Consider the following 20482-nt stretch of genomic DNA (forward strand, 5'->3'; position numbering starts at 1 on the left):
CAGCATAAGGCCTTGGAAATGAATCTCTGGCCAACGAAGGTCAATCAAATGAACACCCCCGGCAAGAAGATCTTGGACACGTTCGATATCGGCGACCTGAAATTAAAGAACCGGCTCGCTGTTGCACCCATGACTCGCGTCAGCGCAACTGAACATGGCAGTGCCTCGGAGACGATGGGACGATACTACGAACGCTTTGCCAAAGGCGGTTTCGGGCTGGTGATCACTGAAGGGATCTACACCGACCAGAAATTCGCTCAAGGCTATCGGTTTCAACCTGGTATCACTGATGCTGAACAAGCCTTGGCCTGGCGAGCCGTTACCAGTCGCATACATCGCCATCAAGGCCTGATCTTCGCGCAACTCATGCACGCGGGGGCCTTGAGTCAGGGAAACCGTTTCCTGAGCGAGACGGCCGGCCCTTCTGCCATACGGCCTAAAGGTGAGCAGATGAAGTTCTACTATGGGGAGGGCCAGTACGCCGTACCCAGGGTCATGACCGATGAAGACATCGCCGATGCGATTGAAGGATTCGCCAATGCCGCAAGATTGGCAGTCGGGAGCGCAGGGTTCGATGGCGTAGAAATTCATGGCGCCAACGGCTATCTGCTTGACCAATTCCTCACTGACTATACGAACCTGCGAACAGACCGCTGGGGCGCAAGCGTCCGCAATCGAATGGCCCTGATTCTGGAGGTGATCAAGGCCGTAAGAGCAGTCGTAGGGGGCGCTCGCGTGGGTGTTCGAATTTCACAGGGCAAGGTCAACGATTACGCACACAAATGGGCTGAAGGCGAAGCTGCCGCCGAGACCATTTTTGGATCGCTGGAAGACGCAGGTATCCAGTACATTCATGTCACAGAACACAAAGCGTGGGAGCCCGCGTTCAGCGAGAGCGGCCCCAGCCTGGTCAGCCTGGCTCGTCGATATGCTCCAGGGGTCGCCATAGTCGCCAATGGCGGGCTGGACAACTCTCAGGATGCCGAGCACGTTCTCAATGACGGCGCTGACATCGTTGCACTGGGTAAAAGCGCGCTGGCTAATCCTGATTACCCGAACCGGCTGTTGATGAATCAGCCTATGAACGAATTTGACTTCTCACTGCTCGGGCCTCTCGCAAACATCAAAGACAGTGAGCTGGCTTAAGATTAAGTCGCTATTGAAGTCCCAAAAAAAGGGATTCAGTGACGTCTGCGCTGGGTCAATGGCAGTGGTTCGCGAGAGACGGCTTTGGGTCGAAAGCGGTCAGCCAGGACCGGCTGCTTTCGACCCTAAGCGGCCATTACGCAACCACTACCTCTCACCAGGACCAACATCTGCGCAGACATGTGTAATCAAGGTTCCGCTGGATAGAACTCGCCATCATCACCTTGAACTCTTGCGTTCAAGCTGCGAGCAATTTCTTCGAGCTTAGTGATGGCCTTGTCAGTCGGATTTTTTGTAAACAGCTCACCGAGATCTGAGCGATACCAGAGCGGAAATGACTCTCCAGGTATGGAAACCATGAAGTCCTGAGGGCTATTGGCAACATCCCTGGCGACCTGTGGGTCGATTTTAAAATGTTCTTGCCATTCTTCGAAGGTAATTTCGGGGCCGAAGTCGTCACCCCAGAAAACCTTGCGACTGATATGTAGATCGTAACCGGCGACCGCAAAGGTGCTTATCCCCATGAGAAGCAGTGAAATAAAAGTACGCATGTGTTCGCCATTCAAAATATCTGTGAATTCATCCTGATGTCTTAAGACTTTCCTTACAAGGATGAGCCGGTTGCGAACGTCTGCTTCTGGCCGATTTCGGCCTTTGGCCAGCGACCGCTATTGGGCGAAAGGAGCTGCCACTGTCATTGGCCTTGATGCCCACTTGTCCCCCTTAACTCTACAACGCCAGAAATTTATAACTTGCAGGGCCCGGTCCAGGCCCAACAATAAAATCTACCATTCAATTGTAAAGACGTCTGGCGATCATGCTGGTGTCATCCAAGTTCACCTCATGGTAGGTCTCATTAACAACCCGACAAAACACCCCTACCTCGATTAAGAATCGTCCGATTTGCAGATCAATTTCGTCGTACAAATCATTTTCTTCCTTATTTCTGCAAAAATCTAAAGGCATAATAAAGCTAAGTTCATTGCGCTGAGGGATAAAATTATAAGGAGCACTCTGAATTAATGCATGCAACTGTTGCCACTCACCCGTCATCTTCGTAAGTGCGGCAGACAATGCTTGATCGTGAACTTTAAACGTTGCTCCGTTTTGTACGTCGACGAGTTGATTATACTGTTCGAGAACTGAGCAATGTATGTATTTCGCTCCATAGTGGAAATGGTCCGCGATGGAGGTCAAATCAAGCACTCGCAGAACGGCCATCAGATTTGACACATCCTTGCTGCGAATCAAATCTGCCTGCGTTACAGAGCTTTGATTAAAAAACTGAGGAAAATGCTGGCGCACCGCAGTGGCATCTTTTGCCAAGTCGGATGTCACATCTGCCCAAAACACCACTTCCACAGGAAATTTTTTTTTCGTGAGCCTCTCGCTGGACAATTTTCTTGCAAAAGCTTGAATATGAACATCGCGCTCCGCGGTGGTTGCAATGTAAAGCGTTTGTATCGCGGGTGTAAACTTTTCCGCTTTCGAGCACTCACTTGTGATGAGTTGCTCGGTAATTGTCCTAGTCGTATTTTTGCATTGCACACCGACAAAATATTGTAGGCTATCGTGTCCATAGATATCTACGCCGTCTTGCTGTTGCCCTTGCCGGCCATGCCTCGACAAATTGGGATTGTTCCACCTGAGCCCAAACGAAGTTTTGCAAATATCTTCAAATTCTTCCCAAGATGTGGGGGCAGGAAGTCTTGATGTGGTTACTGTTGGCATATGTAGTTATCCAAGAAATTTTTCGCTCATGGTTAGTTGTCAAGTAGTGGCTAAAAGTTGCCTCTGCTTAGCGCTACACCTTCCAGCGCACAAATGCTGTTGCTAAGGAGGGCAACGAAGACACCGCGAGCCAACGATCCACTGCTGTAGGCTGCCAGCGAGTCCTCCCGCCGACTGAGAATCGATAGGTTGGACATAACCCTCCATGTGCCTCCTCTAGAGTGAATATAACGCAACCTTCCGCTTTTGGCCGATTGCTGCCCGCCATAAATGGCAGAAATCGGCCAGAAGCGGCCGCTCACAGACAAATGTATTTCCCTCAAGCTGTGCAGTTCTCGAAAATAACGGGCAGATTCTGGAAAATTAATACCCGTGCCGCAATCATTCATGAGCCGTATCTGCGTCGAAAGCGAGCTAGCAAGGGGCTGACGGCTGACTTTCTGGTCAGCCGTATTTGACAACATCTGCCAATGGGACGACCGGCGAGATTGCAGTGGGATTCAATGGCCGTAGGAAAGTTATGACGCAGCTGGCAAGACACCCAACGAATTTGCGATCGCTTTCACTTTTTCCATCAGCTTTGTTTCTGATTTCATTTTATCGAGTGGAGCTTTATAGGTTTCAATGATTTGAACAATATCCAATCCTTGAGGGCTCGTTATTTTCGTCTTAGCAATCTCGACCAGTTCGGCAAATTTTCGCTGCGGTAGAGGGAACTGTAATTTGCTTGAGATGCCCGTTTTCCTGAAAGAAAGTATTGCCAGCAGAGCCTGATCTGGGCTGAGTAAGTTTAGTAACCGCTTGTAGATCGGTTCAGCCGCAGCAGTAGTCCCGTGCCCATTTGTGAGGAAAACCTCTACCAAACCCTCGACATAGTCCTCGATAATAGATGCCGGAATTTCACCCCTTTCGCCAACCAGCGACTCAAGACGCCGAGCAAACGAAGGTTCAATATGAAAATTATTATAGCCTCTATGTGCACCTAGCAATTCCTGTAACGCCGTGCTGATCTCCACAGATCTAATTTCGCTCGGAATATAACTGGCGGCTCCAACCCCATCAAGGAACTGTCTTGCCCATGTTGCTTTGGTTGCGTCATTGTTTGCAACAAACTGGCCATATTTTATGCCGAAATTTTTACGTGCTTGTTCGTCGACAAAGGGCCAAAGCTTCGGCGCAAGAAGAACTACGTTGGCACGCGCCAACGGAATTGAAGCGTCGTTGGTGTAAATACCAAATAGACCAGCCATTAGGTTGTTCGCTAGGTCATTAGTGAGGTTGGTGAAAAAACCGCTAACTTGTTGAGCACTTGTAGCATCTAGGGCATGGGCTTTGATGTTTTTAAGCAGCGCTTTGATAGTTGTGGTCGCATTTGTTTCCGGAAGAGTAATTACTTCTCTTATGCACGTTTCCAACCAAGATATGAGCTGAAGCCCGGTAATTTGGTTTTGGTTTGGATGCGCGGCGCTTGCCCAGTTGCGCATGTAGCGAATGAAGTCTAGGTGTTTATAGCCTAAACCTGAAATTAGGCCCATTTCTGAAGCCCCACGTACTAGCTCGTTATCGTCTAAAAGAGATAAGTCAGCCTCGGTGTTTAATTTTTTACGCTTTTCGATGTTTGTTACGGCGAGATCAAAAAAATATTCGAGATCATACTTAACAATTCTTTTGCGAAGTTCGAAAATCGTTTCATCCCATAAGTAGTTAAGCGCAGCGTCAAATAATCCAGAAGCTGCAGCGGCGATAAATTTAGAGATGTATAATGAGTTTTCCTTATGTTCGGAGGGTAGTAATTCGAGAACCCCTTCGACGTTGTTAAAAACTACAACTCTTTCGTTGACCGGAATGAGTACGTTTTGAGTCGGAAGCCCATGATTTCCTATGAAGCTCATCAAACTGGTTTCAAATACTTGAAGATCTTGTTTATACCCAGCCGCAACGGGGGCGGCCGCTGCAGGGGCCATCGGGAATTGGTTCGTGGGATTTGACATCGGTGCGTCCTTCCGTGGGTGGTTGCCGTGACGGGCGAAGGTGTCAAACTACCATCACGTACGCCGATTTGAAACCAGACTAACCAGGCATGATTTACACCCTCGACCGCCGACATCTCTAGCCGACAGAGTTCCGGGACGCCAGCACAGTTTATACGGGCGCTGAGGATCTTCCATAAAAGCCCCGCCCATTGCAGGCCATGCGGTCGCCCAACTCCAAGTGATCACAACCTCTTGAGCACTGCGTTCAAATTGGTCAGCCGCCGCGAGCAGGTGAGATTCAGGCGAGTGACTGCAATGGGTCTATAGCTCCCCGTCACCCGCACTAACCCGATGCAGGCACTCACCCCATCTATTTCCCGCCACACTCCTGCGCTCAAGCAAACGGCAGTGGCCCGCGGAATGTGCCGATGGGCACCCAGTGGGTAATCAGACCGGTATCCACCTTCCAGTGATGCAGAAGTAACGCCGGCGGCTCCACATACGACGCCTCTTCAGCCTCTGCATCCAGGGCCAACCCAATGGCAGTCGTTGTGCTGGGCGCAGTGCAGAGGACTGTGCCGCCAAAACGTAATTGCATCGAGCGGTGAATGTGTCCGCACACCACACGTTCGATCGCCGGATAGCGCTGCACCACTTCGCGCAGCCGCTCCGAGTTCCGGCAGGCATAGGTGTCGATATAAGGAATGCCACTGAGGAACGGTGGCTGGTGCAGCATGACCAGAGTCGGGCGCGTCGGCTCTTGGGCAAGTGCCGCATCGAGCCAGGCCCCAGCCGCCTCGGTCATGTCGCCGTGATGTTCCTGCGGTACGGTCACGTCCACACCAATGATCCGTACCGGGCCGAGGTCATCGGCGACGAAGTGCCACGGGCCTGCCGTTGAAGAGAGATACGGCTGGGAAAAGGTAGAACCCATTAAGTTTCGGTCATCATGGTTCCCGGGAATCATCAACAACGGCTGCTCGATCCCGGCCAGCAATTCACCCGCCATTGCATACTCTTGCGGTAGACCCTCATCCACCAGGTCGCCGGTGATGATCACGACATCGGGTCGCGGCAAGAGCCTGTTCAGGTGTGCAATGGCCTGCTCGCACATCGTGTTTGAATCAACCAGCCCCTGATAAAGCATGCCTTGCGGCCTGATATGCAGATCGGAAAGGTGGGCAATCAGCACGGGACATTCTCCATAGGGGACGCGGTGATCAATGGCAGGGTGAAGGTAGCATGCCTGAGCTGCGATGGACGGGGTCAGCGTCCATGCGGCATGGCAGAGCGCCGAGCTATTGAAGGCCGGAACGGGCGATGGTTGTCGAACCGGCACAGGGTCGAACTACCCGTCACCGAGGCAGAATTTAACTGGGCTGGATCCCGGCACATAACTTGCCCTTCTCGTATTCCTCGCCTTGCAGGAAGTCCCCATGCTGCACTCACATCTCACCACCCTCAATGCTGTCTCGCTGGTCCTGAGCACGTTCAAGGCGCAAGGCTGGTCGGCGGAGGCGCTGCTGGCCGGCAGTGGCATATGCGCAGCGGACTTGAACCGCGTCGACACGCGCATTGCCACGCATCAGGAGATGCAGGTGTGCGCCAATGCCGTGGCTCTGCAGCGCGACATCGGCCTGATCGTGGGGCAGCGTATGCATGTCTCATCCTACGGCATGCTCGGTTATGCCTTGCTTACCAGTGCCACTTTCGGTGACGCGCTACGTCTGGCTCTGCGTTATCCCGCGCTGCTGGGAACACTGTTCGAGCTGAGTCTGGAGGAAGACGGCGAACGTATATGGTTCACTGCGGGCGATTACCGCGAGAATCCGGCACTGATCGCCTTCAATGTCGAGCTGTGCCTGGGGTCGCTGAAGGTCATTTGCGACGACCTGCTCGGCCACTCACTGCCCTTGCTGGGTGCTCGCTTTGAGCACGATGCTCCGGACTATCAGACTCGCTACGCCGAATGTTTCGATTGTCCGTTGCAGTTCCAGGCTACCGTCAATGCATTTGCTTTTGATAAACGCTGGCTCGACCAGCCTTTACCGCTGGCTGATGCGGTCACACATCAAGCCATGACCGAGCGCTGCCGAAAACAGAACACTGAATTCACCGGGCGCGAGGCCTGGCTGGGGCGAATCCGGCTATTGCTGGCTGCACAACTGCATGCCGCGCCTGGGCTGGAAATGCTGGCCCGAGAGATGAACTGCTCGGCGCGCACCTTGCGCCGACACTTGCACGACCTGGGCTGCAGCTATCAGGAACTGCTCGACGAACTTCGTTTCGAACGCGCCAAGCAACTACTGGCCGAAGACCGGTGGCCCATCTACCGGATCGCCGAGGCTCTGGGCTTCAGCGAGACCGCGAGTTTTCGGCACGCCTTTGTGCGCTGGAGTGGCGTGGCGCCGAGCCAATTTCGCGCATGACGCCTCATTAAGGGGCGAATTACGGACAGAGAATCTGGCCATATTTATCCCCTTTTGGCCGTACTTGCCGTTCTCATAACCCGCGCCCGGCGCAAGACTGTATGTACCGATACAGCCTGCGGAGAACAATAAATGCTGACAATCTACTCGGATGATCACCACCTGCACCACGGCCGCTGTGAGCTGATGGACGGGCAGTTGATGCCCTGCTTCGAAATGCCCTCACGCGCCGATCATGTATTACAACGGGTCAAGGACCGTCAACTTGGCGAGGTACAGGCGCCGCAGGACTTTGGTCTGGAACCGCTGCAACGCGTTCATAGCCGTGAGTACCTCGATTTCTTCAAGGGTGCCTGGGCGCGCTGGACCGAATTCGGTCAGGAAGGCGACCTCCTGCCCTACACGTGGCCCGCCCGTACCCTGCGCCGCGTATTACCCGAAAGCCTGCATGGTCAACTCGGTTATTACAGCTTCGACGGCGGAGCGCCAATCACCGCCGGCACGTGGCAGGCAGCCTACTCGGCGGCGCAGGTCGCGCTTAGCGCCCAACAAGCGATTCAGCAAGGTGCCCACAGTGCTTTCGCCCTGTGCCGTCCGCCGGGACACCACGCAGCTGGCGACTTGATGGGCGGTTATTGCTACCTGAACAACGCCGCAATTGCCGCCCAGGCCTTTCTTGATCAGGACTATGAAAAGGTCGCGATTCTGGACGTGGACTACCACCACGGCAACGGCACCCAGTCGATTTTCTATGGGCGCAGCGATGTGCTGTTTACCTCGATCCACGGCCACCCGGAAGCGGAGTTTCCGTTTTTCCTGGGCTATGCCGACGAGTCGGGTGAGGGCGCAGGTGCCGGCTTTAACTTCAACTACCCACTGCCGGCCGGTTCCGGCTGGGAGACCTGGAGCGCGGCGCTCGAGCAAGCCTGCACAGAAATTGATCGTTATGGCGCCGACGTTATCGTCGTCTCCCTGGGCGTGGATACATTCAAGGACGATCCGATCTCAAAATTCAAACTCGACAGCAAGGATTATCTGGCGATGGGCGCACGCATCTCCCGCCTGGGTAAACCTACGCTGTTCGTGATGGAAGGCGGCTACGCGGTGGAAGAAATCGGCATCAATGCCGTCAACGTTCTCGAAGGTTTTGAAGGGGCTGGCCAATGAGCATGTTCAAGTCACTTATCCTCTGCGCTGCCGTTATCAGCGGCATGGCTCATGCCGAAGAGAGAACCCTGCGGGTCTACAACTGGTTCGACTACATCACCCCAAAGGCGCTGGAGGACTTCAAGGCGCAGAATCCCGGCCTCAAATTGGTGTACGACATCTTCGACACTAATGAAGCTCTGGAAGCCAAGCTGCTCACCGGCAACTCGGGGTATGACGTGGTAGTGCCATCCAACGTGTTTCTGGCCAAGCAGATCGAAGCCGGTATATTCCAGCCGCTGGACCGCAGCCAATTGCCGAACTGGAACCACCTTGATCCCAAGCTGATGAAGCTGATCGAGGCCAACGATCCGGGCAATAAATTCGCCGTGCCTTACATGTACGGCACCATCCTGATCGGCTTCAACCCGGACAAAGTCAAGGCCGCCCTGGGTTCCGATGCGCCAGTGGACAGCTGGGACCTGATTTTCAAGGAAGAAAACATCAGCAAGCTCAAGTCCTGCGGTGTAGCGCTGCTGGACTCGCCCTCCGAAATCCTGCCCCTGGCTTTGCAGCACTTGGGCCTGGACCCCAACAGCAGCAACCCCAAGGACTATGTGAAGGCCGAAGCGCTGTTGATGAAAATCCGCCCCTATATCACCTACTTCCATTCCTCCAAATATATGGCGGATATCGCCAACGGTGACATCTGCGTCGCGGTCGGATACTCCGGCAGCTTTTCCCAGGCTGCCAACCGCGCCAAAGAGGCCAATAACGGCGTGACCGTGGGCATGCGCCTGCCCAAGGAAGGCGCACCTATCTGGTTTGACATGCTCGCCATCCCCAAGGGTGCCAAGAACCCCCAAGACGCCTACACATTTATCAACTACCTGCTGCAGCCGCAGGTGATTGCGCCAGTCAGCGATTTTGTCGGCTACCCCAACCCCAACAAAGACGCTACCGAACAGGTTGATCCGGCGATTCGCAACAATCCCAACCTGTACCCCACCGAGGCTGCGATGGCCACGCTCTATACGCTCAAGCCTCTGGGGCGTGACGCCGAACGCGCGCGCACCCGGGCCTGGACCAAGATCAAGTCAGGCACCTGATACCTTGCCGTTATACGTGGCTGGGCGAACGGGATGACCAAGCTTTCACCCGAGGTAAAGCGTGCTGTGCGCGTTCACGGTGTCCGCTGTGGTCGGTTTACTGCGGAAAAGGGTCAGCTTCGCAAAAGCGCCCAGCGATTGATCAGCGGTCTCAGGTCGAGAAGGCTTAAGGTCAAGCAGGGACAGGGACGTCCTTTCGCCAGAAGCGGTCAATTGATGGAGCTACGAAAGTTGGGCTGTTCGCTCCTCATATTTCATCTGACATTGGTCCTTCTGCTTCAAGGATTCGTTGTCAGTGATCCTTACCCAGTCGCTTCTGCCAATTGCCATCCTGAGCGCGCTGGCATTCTTCCTCGGAGTCAAAGCGGACATTGCGATCCGAGAGCGTCAGATCAATGCAGGCTTCATTCAACGCGGTGGCCGTCAGCTCAAACATGCGGACCTTCGCTTCAACCTCGGCAAGCTGTCTGTCCGCCAGCGTGTCGAACACCCAGATCACTTTCAGGGTTTTAGCCAATGCGTCCAGGTCAGCCCTATGGGTCAGCCAGGTGAAGCCTTTGATTTCACCTTTTGCTGTTTCGCACGCTTCGGTCAGCGTGGCGATTAACCGGCGTTCAATTCGCGCCAGTTCACGTTTGCCGGGTGGCATCGCAATTTCCTTTAGAGTAGGGCGGAGGTGCTCAATCAGGATCAACAACGGATCACCCGCGCAACGCACGGCGGACATAGCGGCGCACATCGTCCAGCGCGGGTACAACGGCCAACACGCCAAGCACCAGCGACAGCGGCACAGTGGCGATGTACCCGACGAGCTTGAACCCGTACGCACCTGCCACACCGCCGACGAAAAAGCTCAGTACCAGTACGATCAATAACGTGAGGCGCGGCCGGTTGGCAAGCACTCGCGGCTGCTTCGACGGTGTGGCGCCATTCCAGTAGAAGAGCTTGCCGAGTTCAATACCGATGTCGGTGACGATACCGGTAATGTGCGTGGTTCTGATCTCAGCCTTGGAGACCTTTGTGATCAAGGCGTTTTGCAGGCCCATGATGAAACACAGGAGCATGACCGTCAGCGACACGATCAATCCGTCCACTGCCGCCAGCCTGGCGCCCAGAAAACCGAAGCACAGCAGTAAAAACGCCTCGAACAACAGGGGCAGCGCGAAGGCGCTGTGCAGACGTCTACGACGGGAATAATTGACCATGATGGCCGAACAGGCCGCGCCGGCGATGAAAGAGAGCAGGGCGCTGGCGCCACGCAGCAACAGGTCATACTCACCCAGAACCGTATTGTCAGCCATTGCCGAGACGATCCCGGTCATGTGCGACGTGTACTGCTGAACCGCCAGAAACCCCCCGGCGTTGATGGCCCCGGCCACAAAGGCCAAGACGAAACCAAGGTGCCGGTTCGCGACGACGGTGCGTCTTCTGCCGGTCAGGCTGCGGATGTATCTGATCGCCATGACTGAGTCCCGTTGTTGCAGGCGCGCTTGGCGGGTGCTGACCCGCCGGAGGCAATGACCGCCCGGATTCGCCAGTAAGCAACACAGCCATAGCGGTCGTACAGCGCTTCTTGGTGTTCGCGCCTCAGGTTCACCGGCGCACAGCCGATAGAACTCAAGTAAACGTGGAACACTTGCATAACTAAAACACCACGCTCGCCTTGAATTCTGCCCAATAACTCTTAAAACCGATGCGGAAGGTCTCATGAACATCAAACAGAAGCTGACGTGGGGATTTGCCGCCATCGCCTGTGTCCCGGTGCTGGTGGTGGCGGGCCTGGTGGTGTTTAACGCGCGCGAAGCCGCCGAAGCGAATTTCGTGGACAGCAGTGGCCGCGAGATCCGGCAGATCGATAACGGCATGACGCAGTTCTTCGACGCCATCAGCCAGAACGTCGACTACCTGGCGAAGGATCCGCGGATCGTGTCGGCCAAGGACCTCAAAAACTACTCGGGCGCCGACGCTGCGCAGCTTCCACTCACCGACAGCAACCGCCGCCTGCTGGAGATTTTCGACGGCTTCGCCAAAACCCATCCGACCACGGCTTACCTGTCGTTGGGCTTGAGTGACGGCGGCTACGCCAGCTGGCCGGATGATCCCAAGATCAGCAAGTACGATCCCCGCGAGCGCCCGTGGTACAAGGCCGCCATCGCCGCACCGGGCACCACCGTCCGCACCGGCGCCTATTACTGGGCGCCGGACGACGTGTCGCTGATCGGCACCGTTCACACGGTGTCGGACACCAGTGGCGCGATCGTCGGGGTGGTGGGGCTGGACGTGTCCCTCAAGCAACTCACCGAGCTGGTCAAGAACATCAAACTGGGCGACAGCGGCTACCTGATGCTGGTCGAGGCCAATGGCAACGTGCTGGTCGACCCGAGCAACGCCGGGCATAACTTCAAGCCGCTGACCGATCTGGGCGCCAACTATGCCGAGCTTGCCAAGGCCGACGATGGCGCGACGCAGATTGAAATAGACGGCAAGGTCTATATGGCCAACGTGATCAGCTCCAAAGGGCTTGGCTGGCGCTTCATCGGTCTGATCGAGCGCGACGAAGTGATGGCGAAGGCCTCCAGCCTGACCTGGTTGATCGCCGGGATCGCCGCCGCGCTGGCAATCATTTTCGCCATAGTCGGTGCTACCTTCGCCGGGGTGATCGTGCGCCCGATCCGGGGTGTGGCCGATGGCTTGCAGGAAATCGCCGAAGGCGAGGGCGATCTGACGCGCCAGCTCAAGGTCCACGGCAAGGATGAAACGGCCACATTGGCCGGGTGGTTCAACCAGTTTCTCGGCATGATCGCGCAACTGATGCAGCGCATTGGCGGCGCCTCCTCGGACCTGCAGAGCGCAGCGGCGGACACCCGCGAAGTCGCGCGCAACATGGACGAGGCGGCCGGGCGTCAACGCGAGGCGGTTGAACTGGTGAGCACCGCGTTCAACGAAATGGTGGCCACGGCGAACGAAGTGGCGCGTTCCTGCAGCCAGGCAGCGTCCAGCGCCGACGCCGGTTATCGCGACGTACACGCCGGGCAGCAACACATCAGCGAAGCCAACGGCAGCGTCTTGAAACTGAGCAGGGAGCTGCAACAGTCCACCGAGACCATGCAGCTGCTTGAGCAGGACAGCAAGAACATCAACGGCATTCTCGACACCATCCGCTCGATCGCCGAGCAGACCAACCTGTTGGCACTCAACGCAGCGATCGAAGCAGCGCGTGCCGGGGATCAGGGCCGGGGTTTCGCGGTGGTGGCCGACGAAGTTCGCGCCCTCGCACGACGCACCGCCGATTCCACCGGTGAGATCGACAGCCTGCTCGGCAACCTGGCCAGGCGTACCCAAGAGGTGACGGTGCAGATGCGCGGCAGTCTGGAGGTCTCCAACAGCAGCGTCGAGTGCATCCAGCAGGCCCGGGACAGCTTCGACAAGATCCGCACGTCCGTGGATTCCATCCGTGATCAAAACACTCAGATCGCCACCGCTGCCGAAGAGCAGCATCAGGTAGCCGAAGAGATCAACCGCCACATCGCCCAGATCCACACTGACGCGCAACTGGTCGAAGAATTCGCCCACACGGCGCAGGCGGGCTCGGGTCGTTTGACCGACATTTCCGGTCAGCTCAATGGATTGGTGGGACGCTTCAAGTTCTGACACCGATCAAGCCATGGGCCAGGGATGGCCTACGAATATCCGAATAGCCAGCAAAGCCCGTTCGTGCTTCGGCCTGCTGCCCGGCGCTCACTCCACCGCGACCCGTGTTCACGGCGAAGCGCCGGTAGCAATGTGCCTTGGTGAACGAAACGCTCAGACCACGCCGGTGTGAATACACCGGCTCAAGGCTGTCTGTCCGCTGGCACACATAGCGTCGCGCGCAAGCCTTTTTCTTCGCGGTTTTCCAGCGTGATCTCACCGCCGAGGCGTCGTGCAATCGATTGCACGATGGTCAGGCCCAGCCCTGCGCCGTGATCGTTACCGCGGCTGTAGAACCGCTCGAAAAGACGCCCCCGTTCGGCTTCGTCAATACCAGGGCCCTCGTCCGCCACACTGAGCTGGAAATAGCCATGGCTCACGGCTAGGGCGACGATCACCTGCCCGCCAGCAGGCGAGAAATTGACGGCGTTGGTGACCAGATTCTGCAGGGCAATGTCGATAGCGGCGAAGTCGGTTCGCACCGTCAGGCAAGGTTCATCGCAGTCGAACACCAATTCCAGTCCCCGGCTCAATACCCACGGCGTCATTTGCACCAGGCTTTCGCGTACGGCCGCAACGAGATCGGCATCGCGGGTGAGCACCTCGCCTGCACCCGGTTCCATGCGCGCGACGGTCAGCAACTGATTGACCAACCGTGTCGTGCGGTCAACGCCGACGATGAGGTAACTGAGGGACTGGTCACGCTGCGCCCCGTCGCGTGCCTCCAACACGTTTTGCGCATGCACCCGCAGCACCGCCAGCGGGGTGCGCATTTCATGGGCGGCGTCGGCGATGAAGCGCCGTTCACGGCTCAGCACCTCCTGAATCTGTCCGAGCAATCTGTTGAGGGCCGCTTGCATGGGTTCCAGTTCGCTGGGCAGCGGCGCCAGTTGCAAGGGTTCGAGCGAGCCCGGATGACGACCGCGCAGCGTGGCGGCCAGATCGGCCAGCGGCTTGAGTCCCCATCCAATGGCCAGCCAGATCGCACCCATCAGCAGCAGGCTGCCGATCAAGTTGGGGATCACCGTGTGGCGAACGATGCGGTTGACCAGGTCCGAGCGCACGTCGTCGCGCTCGCCGACCCAGATCAGCAGGTCGTGTTGCTCGTCCCTGAGCACGAAGGTGCGCCACTCATGTTTGCCCAGATCATTGATGTCGCTGAAGCCGGTGTACTGGGGCGCACGAGTCAGGCTTGGCGCGCTGGGGGTGTGCACCAGCAGCCGGCCTTGGAGGTCCCAGACCTGAAAGGCGATTTTGCTCTCGTAGGGGTGGCCGTCGATTCGGGGCTCGGCTTGAGCCAGGGCCTCATTGAACGACTGGTATAACTGCGCGTGCTCCTGCCGCGCCAGGGGCATGCGCATGACGCCCTGCAGCAACCGGGCATTGGTGGCGAGCTGGGCATCGTAGACTTCGGCGATTTCGTGGTTGCTGTCATGGAGGTTGACCAGCGTCAGGATCAGCAGCCCGATCAACACCAGTCCGAGGATCAGGGTCAGCGTGCGGCGACGGATCGACGTCACGGGCGATCCTCCACCAGGTAGCCTACGCCGCGCACGGTGCGTATCAGCTCGCTGGAAAACTTCTTGCGCAGGTGATGGATGTGCACTTCGAGGGTGTTGCTCTCTGCTTCTTCGTTCCAGCCGTACAGCAACTGCATCAAGCGTTCGCGGGTCATCACCCGGCCCGGAGGCGAGAGCAGTTCGTACAACAGCTGGTATTCCTTGGGGGTGAGGGCGACGGGTTCATCTTTGTAAGTGACTTGCTGGGTGGTCGGGTCCAGGCGGATGCCCGCGTGCTCGATCGTGACCCGCGCGCGCCCGGCACTGCGACGCAACAGCGCCCGCAGGCGTGCCTTGAGTTCGGACAGATCGAAGGGCTTTATCAGGTAATCGTCGGCCCCCGCGTCGAGGCCGGCAATGCGGTCCTCGGTGGCGTCCCGTGCCGTCAGGATCAGCACCGGCAGGGCCGAGCCGCTTTCACGCACCCGCCGCAACACCGCCAGGCCGTCCAGCCTGGGCAATCCGAGATCGAGAATGGCCAGGTCGAAGACTTCGCTCAACAAGGCATGGAGGGCGCTGGCGCCATCTCTCACCCAGTCCACCGTGTAGCCTTCGCGACTCAACGCCTGATGAATGCCCTCACCGAGGGCCACATCGTCTTCCACCAACAGCAAGCGCATGAACGCTCCGTCATTTCAGTTTTTTGTTTATGTCCACCAGCAATAGCTGGATATCTTTACGGCGTCCACTGTCCGCGACTTCGCGGCCGGGCCGGGGCGCGGCGAGCAAGGCTTTTTCCAGCGCTGCCTTCGCCTGAGCATAGTGGCCTTGGCGGTAGAGGTGATCGCCCCAGAAGTACAGCGGATCGACGCCATCGGGATTGAGCTTCAGCGCCTGCTCCAGCAGTGCTTGGGCCTTGTCCGGGTCGCCGAAGCCGATGGGCCATCCCGGCACGCGATCATAAAGCGCAGCCAGGCTGGCGTAGGCGGAGCCTTGCAAGGCATTGGGGTCCAGCGTCATGGCTTTCTCTAGATCGGCCTTCGCGGTTTTCACCTTGCTCAATGCACCGAGTCCGCCCTGGGCACCGGCCCAACTGCTGATGACAATGCCCGACCATATCCATGCCTCTGCAACGGCGGGACGCTGCTGGGTGAAGGCGGAGGACTTGGCGGCCAACTGTTCAAATGCCGCGACGCGCTGGTCTTCCGGCAACTGGTATTGAATCCGCGCCCACTCCTGCTGGATCCCGGTCAGGCGTTGCTGGTCCGGTGCATCCAGTGCCCACACGGGCAGGGCGAGGGTGGCGAGCAGTACGACGAGTAAACGTTTCATGGCTTGGTGCTCTTTTCGTGAGTGGCGCTGCTGAATCGGCGAATGAGGGGCAGGTGTTTGCGCAGCCCACGATCCACCACGGCGGGCAGCAGACTGTTGAGTCGGACGAAGAACTGTTCTGGCCAGCCCATATAAAGCTCGCGCTGATTCCCCGCGATCGCACGGACAACGGCGGCGGCGACCGTCTGCGGATCGTCCTCCGCAGTTTTCAGGGCAGAGTTGAGCGCGCGCGCGGCGGGACTGTTCATCGTGGTGCGGGTGGCGCGCGGGGCGACGTACAACACGCCGACCCGCGTATCCGCCAGCTCACGTCGCAGCGCCTCGGAAAACCCCCGCAGCGCAAACTTGCTCGCGCAATACGTGGCGTAACCGGCATAGCCGATCGAGCCATAGGTCGAGCCGACGTTCACCACCATGGCGCGGTTGGGCTGGCGCAGCAGCGGCAACAGCAGGCTAGTGAGCTGGATTGGCGCGTTCAGGTTGATGTCGAGCATCGAATCGATCTCGTCCCCTGGCAGATGTTCCAGCATGGCGAAATGATTGACACCGGCGGCGTTGATCAGCAGGTTGACCCCTTCCATCGCCTGCGCCGTCATCAGCACGTGCTGACGGCCTTCGGCGCTGGTCAGATCGGCCTTCACCCAGTGCAACAGATGCGGATACTGCTGTTGTAACGGCGACAGCGGCTCTTGATGGCGGCAGACGGCGAGTACTTCGGCGCCCTGGCTGCACAGCGCCTGGGCAATGGCCATGCCGATGCCGCCACTGGCGCCGGTCAGCACAACGCGCGCTTCAGACAGGCGCATGGTCGAATTCCTTCACCGGTTCGGCCTGGGCGAGGGGTAACTGACGAAACATGTCGGTGTACAAGCCATAGACCACTTTCGAAGCCTTGATCACAGCCGCCTGATCCTCCGGATCTTCCAGACGGTCCATCAGCGTGCGATAGGTTTCCATGTGGCCGACATCGAGGCTGCCATGGGAGCTCAGGTAACTGAAGGCAGTGGCCGGGAGTGCCAGGCGCTGCTGAATGCTGCCGGCGGCATGGGTCGCCAGAGCGATGCTGGTGCCTTCCAGCACGTTGACCATGCCGAACAGTCCCACCGGATTGCCCCGGGCGATGAGGTCGTAGAGGTAGGCGACCATGAGTTCGATGGGCAGGCCGGGCGTACCGTCGCGCACGGCCTCGGCATCGCCGCCACAGGCGCGCACGTCGTTGAGGATCCACTGCTCGTGGCCGTATTCGTCTTCGATGTACTCGCACACCGCGCCACGCAGCCATTCCAGTCGCGACGGCAACCGGGCGCCGCAGGCCATCATCAACGGCACGGTATGGCGCACGTGGTAATACGCCTGAGTCAGGAAGGCGCGATAGCTTTCCAGCGAGACCTCACCGTGCAGCGCCTGATGGATGACGGGCAAATTGAACAAGGTCTCACGCTCGGTGCGGGTGGCGTCTTGCAGGGTGTCGAAAAAACTCATGATTGAAGGTCCTTTGCTCGCGTGGGTTCAGTGAACAGATGTCGGTAATTAGCCAGAATGGCGTCGCGCCGGGGTCGGCCGTTGGCGGTGGCCATGCCGTTGGCGGCGGTGAAAGGCTGCTCCAGACGCGTCCAGGTGTGGACGCGTGCGTAGTCCGGCAGCGCCTGATTGGCCTGCTCGACAGCGCTGTGCAGGTGCGAGTCGGTGGCGTCCGGGCGCAGTGGCCACAGCAGCGCATGGTTGCGCGGCAGGGCTTCGCCGTAGACGAATGCCTGAGCGATCTGACCACGCTGGGTCAGTTCGGCCTCGACCCACTCAGGGTTGACGTTGCGACCGTAACTGGTCACGAACTGATGCTTCTTGCGCCCGTGAAGGTAGAGGTAACCGTTGGCGTCAAACTCGCCGAGATCACCGCTCGGCCACCACTGCGGTGTGGGTTCCGCGTCGCCGAGATAGCCCAGCATCCGCGACCCGCCAATCAGGACTTCACCGTCCTCGGCCAGGCGTATCTGCACATGGGGCAGCGGTTTGCCGACGCTGCCGGGATGGTTGGCGTCGGGGCGGTTGAGAGCGACGACCGACGCGCACTCGGACAGGCCGTAGCCTTCGTACACCGGAATGCCAAGGGTCTCGGCGCGCAGCAACAGTTCATGGCTGACTCTGGCGCCGCCCACCGCGATGAAACGCAGCGCTGCCGGGTTGAAAACGCCCATCTCGCAGGCGCTGACCAGCAGCAGCAACAGCTGCGGGACGAGGATCAGGCTGTGGGGCTGGCGCACCGCCAAGGTTGACAGCAGACGCGGCAACTCCACGCCGCTGGCCCCTTGAATGCCCAGGGTTCGCTGGCTTGGCAGGCTCAGCATCGCGCCGGCGTAAAGCGCGGCGTAGCAGCCGACGTTTTCCAGCAGAATCGCCAGAGGCAACAGTGAAAGGTGGTGGGCGGGCTGGCGAGACTGGCTGGCGCGCTGCACCTCCATGGCCACCGTCAACACGCTTGCGGCGTCCAGACAGACGCCTTTGGGCGTGCCGGTCGTGCCGGAGGTAAAGGTGAGCTTCGCCGTGCCCACGGGCAGGGGCGACGGCTGACGGTTCACGCGCAACCAGACCCCCCCGCCATGACGGAACGCCGAGGTGGCGAGTTCACCGGCGTAGTCGTCGTCGGCAATGACCACGTCAGCCTGGCTCTGCTCCAGGCAATGAAGGCGCTGCGCGGCGCTGAAAAACGGTGGCAGCGTCACACAGGCCAGGCCTGCGAACAGAATCGCCAGGTCCCAGATCAGCAGGTCCGGACCGTTCTCCAGGGCGAGGGCAACGACCTTGGCGTCGAGGTCCTTGAGCCTCTCCTGGCGCAGATTGATTTCTGCGTCCAGTTCGGCATAACTCAATTTCAGGTCATCGCCCCACAGCGCGCACGCATCGGGCTGCCCGAGCGCCAGATCAGCGATGCGCTGGCGGAAGCCGGTCAGTTCAGGCGACATGGCAGGTGTCCTCCAGGGTCAGGGGCAGACCGAAGCGTTCAAACACGCCGCTGCTGCTCAAATGCAGGAACCCGGAGCGAATGTCGCCGACGTGCACGCTGGGTTGAGAAGCGTAGTAATTACCCCACGCGTGCCGGTCTTCGCCCAGGCGCAGAGGGTCGGCAACGCAAAGCGTGACGGGGCGCAGGCCGAGGCGATTGAAGCTGTTCACCAGCCCGGCGTTGCCGGTGAAGGCCACCCATTCCAGGCCGCTCATGGCGAGCAGCCAGGTCACGGTGATGATGCTCAGCCGCGCGCTGCCCAGGTTGCTGGCGGCGAGGTTGCCCACTTCGACGATGCCCTGACGGTCCACGGGCCTGCCGGCACTGGCTTCGATCATCTGCTCGACAGGCTGGTCCAGATAGTGTTCCAGGAACAGTGCGCCGGAGCTCGCCACTCGCACGCCGGCCACGGCACACAGCGTGCCGCTGTTGTCGTGGAGTCCGAACAGCTCGGGCATGAAGCTACGGATCTCGGCGTTGTGCGCCTGGCGGAAGCGATGCTGGATGAACGTCTCGTAGGCGTCGCGCAGGGGCTCCTGAGACAGCGCACGATTGAGCGAGAGGGCCGGTGATTGCGCAGCGCCGAATCCCATGGGCAGGAAATCCAGAGGCAGCGCACCGGACGGCATTGAGTTCGGTGGTAATCGGTTATTCCAGTCCAGACCCGGCATGGGTGTGGCTCCTCCCCAGTGGTGATGGGGTGGAGTATCGGGGTCGATTCTTAACGAAGTCTGAAGGTGAGAAATTTGCCGGGTCCGGCTTTCCTGGCGATCTGCGCGACGTCTTCAGACTGCCTTAAGACAGCGGCCCCATGGTGCGGAGCAGTTCAACAACATCCTTCCCACCCAGCGAGCGCCCACTATGAATTCAACCCCACACCGGTACGCCAGATTGTCGATGTCCCTGCACTGGCTGATGCTGGCGCTGTTCGTCGGCGTTTACGCCTGCATCGAGCTGAAGGGCTTCGTACCCCGGGGCAGCACGCTGCGCTCGCTGTTGCTAGGGCTGCGCGGCATGTTTGGTCTGTCGATATTTGCACTGGTCTGGCTGCGTCTGCTGGGCAGACTGATGTACAAGGCGCCGCCGATCACGCCGGCCCCTCGTACTTGGCAGCTCGGGATGGCCCGCCTCGTTCATGGGCTGCTTTACGCACTGATGATCGCGACACCGGTGCTGGCCTGGCTGATGCTGTCGGCGGCTGGCAAGCCGATGCCGTACTTCGGCTTCTTCCTCCTGTCACCCCTGGCCGTCGACCCCGATCTGGCCAGACAAATCAAAGGCTGGCACGAATGGGCCGGCAACCTGGGCTATTGGTTGATCGGCGTCCACGCGGCAGCAGGGCTCTTTCATCATTATGTTGTCCGCGACAACACCCTGCGCCGCATGCTGCCGTGGGCGGCGGAAAAGCCTTAAGCGGTCACGGCTT

At 58.5% G+C, this 20482-nt stretch carries 19 protein-coding genes and 1 pseudogene; 7 read left to right on the top strand and 13 right to left on the bottom strand.

Translation table 11 applies throughout. From position 1 onward, the window contains the following. The first annotated feature begins 48 nt into the window (after window positions 1-48). Window positions 49-1146: an oxidoreductase gene (locus AC0Z8Z_RS05730; protein ID WP_485618327.1), complete on the top strand. Its 1098-nt coding sequence runs from the start codon at window positions 49-51 to the stop codon at window positions 1144-1146. A 188-nt stretch (window positions 1147-1334) separates the two neighbouring features. Here AC0Z8Z_RS05730 and AC0Z8Z_RS05735 read toward each other — a convergent pair whose 3' ends face one another. The 4 genes from AC0Z8Z_RS05735 to AC0Z8Z_RS05750 all read right to left on the bottom strand — a co-directional run bounded on the left by AC0Z8Z_RS05735 (window position 1335) and on the right by AC0Z8Z_RS05750 (window position 6042). Next, window positions 1335-1697: a hypothetical protein gene (locus AC0Z8Z_RS05735; protein ID WP_485618328.1), complete on the bottom strand. Its 363-nt coding sequence runs from the start codon at window positions 1695-1697 to the stop codon at window positions 1335-1337. A 241-nt stretch (window positions 1698-1938) separates the two neighbouring features. Beyond that, window positions 1939-2877 carry a hypothetical protein gene (locus AC0Z8Z_RS05740; RefSeq protein ID WP_485618329.1) on the bottom strand — a complete coding sequence of 313 codons (939 nt, stop codon included), beginning with the start codon at window positions 2875-2877 and terminating at the stop codon, window positions 1939-1941. Window positions 2878-3395: 518 nt separating this feature from the next. Beyond that, the gene (locus tag AC0Z8Z_RS05745; protein ID WP_485618330.1) at window positions 3396-4868 is read right to left on the bottom strand and encodes a hypothetical protein; all 1473 of its coding nucleotides are present in this window, start codon (window positions 4866-4868) and stop codon (window positions 3396-3398) included. Window positions 4869-5244: 376 nt separating this feature from the next. Further along, window positions 5245-6042, bottom strand: coding sequence for a phosphodiesterase (locus AC0Z8Z_RS05750; protein WP_485618331.1), 798 nt, complete (start codon window positions 6040-6042; stop codon window positions 5245-5247). A 244-nt stretch (window positions 6043-6286) separates the two neighbouring features. On the opposite strand from AC0Z8Z_RS05750, the gene AC0Z8Z_RS05755 reads away from it, so the two are divergent. The 3 genes from AC0Z8Z_RS05755 (at window position 6287) to AC0Z8Z_RS05765 (ending at window position 9534) form a co-directional block, all read left to right on the top strand. Then, entirely contained in the window at window positions 6287-7279 is a 993-nt protein-coding gene (locus AC0Z8Z_RS05755; RefSeq protein WP_485618332.1) for an AraC family transcriptional regulator, read from the top strand. Window positions 7280-7411: 132 nt separating this feature from the next. Further along, window positions 7412-8446, top strand: a complete 1035-nt coding sequence (locus AC0Z8Z_RS05760; RefSeq protein ID WP_485618333.1) for a histone deacetylase family protein — start codon at window positions 7412-7414, stop codon at window positions 8444-8446. Then, the gene (locus AC0Z8Z_RS05765) at window positions 8443-9534 is read left to right on the top strand and encodes a polyamine ABC transporter substrate-binding protein (protein ID WP_485618334.1); all 1092 of its coding nucleotides are present in this window, start codon (window positions 8443-8445) and stop codon (window positions 9532-9534) included. Before AC0Z8Z_RS05760 ends, AC0Z8Z_RS05765 begins: the two co-directional genes overlap by 4 nt. 292 nt (window positions 9535-9826) lie before the next feature. On the opposite strand, the gene AC0Z8Z_RS05770 is transcribed toward AC0Z8Z_RS05765, so the two are convergent. Beyond that, window positions 9827-10183, bottom strand: a complete 357-nt coding sequence (locus tag AC0Z8Z_RS05770) for a hypothetical protein (RefSeq protein ID WP_485618674.1) — start codon at window positions 10181-10183, stop codon at window positions 9827-9829. Window positions 10184-10235: 52 nt separating this feature from the next. Beyond that, window positions 10236-10997 carry a YoaK family protein gene (locus AC0Z8Z_RS05775; RefSeq protein ID WP_485618335.1) on the bottom strand — a complete coding sequence of 254 codons (762 nt, stop codon included), beginning with the start codon at window positions 10995-10997 and terminating at the stop codon, window positions 10236-10238. A gap of 244 nt (window positions 10998-11241) precedes the next feature. Here AC0Z8Z_RS05775 and AC0Z8Z_RS05780 point away from each other — a divergent pair. Then, window positions 11242-12324, top strand: a pseudogene (locus tag AC0Z8Z_RS05780) (cache domain-containing protein); the annotation flags it as partial. A 93-nt stretch (window positions 12325-12417) separates the two neighbouring features. After that, window positions 12418-13185, top strand: coding sequence for a methyl-accepting chemotaxis protein (locus tag AC0Z8Z_RS05785; RefSeq protein WP_485618675.1), 768 nt, complete (start codon window positions 12418-12420; stop codon window positions 13183-13185). A gap of 182 nt (window positions 13186-13367) precedes the next feature. Here AC0Z8Z_RS05785 and AC0Z8Z_RS05790 read toward each other — a convergent pair whose 3' ends face one another. The 7 genes from AC0Z8Z_RS05790 to AC0Z8Z_RS05820 are packed head-to-tail and all read right to left on the bottom strand — an operon-like array spanning window position 13368 to window position 19727. Then, complete coding sequence (locus AC0Z8Z_RS05790; RefSeq protein WP_485618337.1) at window positions 13368-14744, bottom strand: sensor histidine kinase; 1377 nt, start codon at window positions 14742-14744, stop codon at window positions 13368-13370. Then, entirely contained in the window at window positions 14741-15403 is a 663-nt protein-coding gene (locus AC0Z8Z_RS05795; protein WP_485618338.1) for a response regulator, read from the bottom strand. Before AC0Z8Z_RS05795 ends, AC0Z8Z_RS05790 begins: the two co-directional genes overlap by 4 nt. A 10-nt stretch (window positions 15404-15413) precedes the next feature. Continuing rightward, complete coding sequence (locus AC0Z8Z_RS05800) at window positions 15414-16055, bottom strand: tetratricopeptide repeat protein (RefSeq protein ID WP_485618339.1); 642 nt, start codon at window positions 16053-16055, stop codon at window positions 15414-15416. Then, complete coding sequence (locus AC0Z8Z_RS05805; protein ID WP_485618340.1) at window positions 16052-16861, bottom strand: SDR family oxidoreductase; 810 nt, start codon at window positions 16859-16861, stop codon at window positions 16052-16054. Before AC0Z8Z_RS05805 ends, AC0Z8Z_RS05800 begins: the two co-directional genes overlap by 4 nt. Then, window positions 16848-17537 (bottom strand): iron-containing redox enzyme family protein, encoded by a 690-nt coding sequence (locus AC0Z8Z_RS05810; RefSeq protein WP_485618342.1) that lies wholly within the window; start codon window positions 17535-17537, stop codon window positions 16848-16850. The genes AC0Z8Z_RS05805 and AC0Z8Z_RS05810 overlap by 14 nt, the downstream gene beginning before the upstream one ends. After that, window positions 17534-19015: an AMP-binding protein gene (locus tag AC0Z8Z_RS05815; RefSeq protein ID WP_485618343.1), complete on the bottom strand. Its 1482-nt coding sequence runs from the start codon at window positions 19013-19015 to the stop codon at window positions 17534-17536. The genes AC0Z8Z_RS05810 and AC0Z8Z_RS05815 overlap by 4 nt, the downstream gene beginning before the upstream one ends. Beyond that, window positions 19005-19727 carry a thermostable hemolysin gene (locus AC0Z8Z_RS05820; protein WP_485618344.1) on the bottom strand — a complete coding sequence of 241 codons (723 nt, stop codon included), beginning with the start codon at window positions 19725-19727 and terminating at the stop codon, window positions 19005-19007. The genes AC0Z8Z_RS05815 and AC0Z8Z_RS05820 overlap by 11 nt, the downstream gene beginning before the upstream one ends. Window positions 19728-19917: 190 nt before the next feature. Between AC0Z8Z_RS05820 and AC0Z8Z_RS05825 the strand changes: the two genes are divergently transcribed. After that, window positions 19918-20469 carry a cytochrome b gene (locus AC0Z8Z_RS05825; protein WP_485618345.1) on the top strand — a complete coding sequence of 184 codons (552 nt, stop codon included), beginning with the start codon at window positions 19918-19920 and terminating at the stop codon, window positions 20467-20469. Window positions 20470-20482 lie beyond the last annotated feature (13 nt).

The organism is Pseudomonas sp. 1L-C-7-B-C1 (genome assembly GCF_057291635.1).

Excerpts from the sequence above, each read along its gene's own strand:
- AC0Z8Z_RS05730 (WP_485618327.1), top strand. The coding sequence starts at position 49 with ATGAACACCCCCGGCAAGAAGATCTTGGACACGTTCGATATCGGCGAC.
- AC0Z8Z_RS05735 (WP_485618328.1), bottom strand. The coding sequence starts at position 1,697 with ATGCGTACTTTTATTTCACTGCTTCTCATGGGGATAAGCACCTTTGCG.
- AC0Z8Z_RS05740 (WP_485618329.1), bottom strand. The coding sequence starts at position 2,877 with ATGCCAACAGTAACCACATCAAGACTTCCTGCCCCCACATCTTGGGAA.
- AC0Z8Z_RS05745 (WP_485618330.1), bottom strand. The coding sequence starts at position 4,868 with ATGTCAAATCCCACGAACCAATTCCCGATGGCCCCTGCAGCGGCCGCC.
- AC0Z8Z_RS05755 (WP_485618332.1), top strand. The coding sequence starts at position 6,287 with ATGCTGCACTCACATCTCACCACCCTCAATGCTGTCTCGCTGGTCCTG.
- AC0Z8Z_RS05760 (WP_485618333.1), top strand. The coding sequence starts at position 7,412 with ATGCTGACAATCTACTCGGATGATCACCACCTGCACCACGGCCGCTGT.
- AC0Z8Z_RS05765 (WP_485618334.1), top strand. The coding sequence starts at position 8,443 with ATGAGCATGTTCAAGTCACTTATCCTCTGCGCTGCCGTTATCAGCGGC.
- AC0Z8Z_RS05770 (WP_485618674.1), bottom strand. The coding sequence starts at position 10,183 with ATGCCACCCGGCAAACGTGAACTGGCGCGAATTGAACGCCGGTTAATC.
- AC0Z8Z_RS05775 (WP_485618335.1), bottom strand. The coding sequence starts at position 10,997 with ATGGCGATCAGATACATCCGCAGCCTGACCGGCAGAAGACGCACCGTC.
- AC0Z8Z_RS05785 (WP_485618675.1), top strand. The coding sequence starts at position 12,418 with ATGGACGAGGCGGCCGGGCGTCAACGCGAGGCGGTTGAACTGGTGAGC.
- AC0Z8Z_RS05795 (WP_485618338.1), bottom strand. The coding sequence starts at position 15,403 with ATGCGCTTGCTGTTGGTGGAAGACGATGTGGCCCTCGGTGAGGGCATT.
- AC0Z8Z_RS05800 (WP_485618339.1), bottom strand. The coding sequence starts at position 16,055 with ATGAAACGTTTACTCGTCGTACTGCTCGCCACCCTCGCCCTGCCCGTG.
- AC0Z8Z_RS05805 (WP_485618340.1), bottom strand. The coding sequence starts at position 16,861 with ATGCGCCTGTCTGAAGCGCGCGTTGTGCTGACCGGCGCCAGTGGCGGC.
- AC0Z8Z_RS05810 (WP_485618342.1), bottom strand. The coding sequence starts at position 17,537 with ATGAGTTTTTTCGACACCCTGCAAGACGCCACCCGCACCGAGCGTGAG.
- AC0Z8Z_RS05815 (WP_485618343.1), bottom strand. The coding sequence starts at position 19,015 with ATGTCGCCTGAACTGACCGGCTTCCGCCAGCGCATCGCTGATCTGGCG.
- AC0Z8Z_RS05820 (WP_485618344.1), bottom strand. The coding sequence starts at position 19,727 with ATGCCGGGTCTGGACTGGAATAACCGATTACCACCGAACTCAATGCCG.
- AC0Z8Z_RS05825 (WP_485618345.1), top strand. The coding sequence starts at position 19,918 with ATGAATTCAACCCCACACCGGTACGCCAGATTGTCGATGTCCCTGCAC.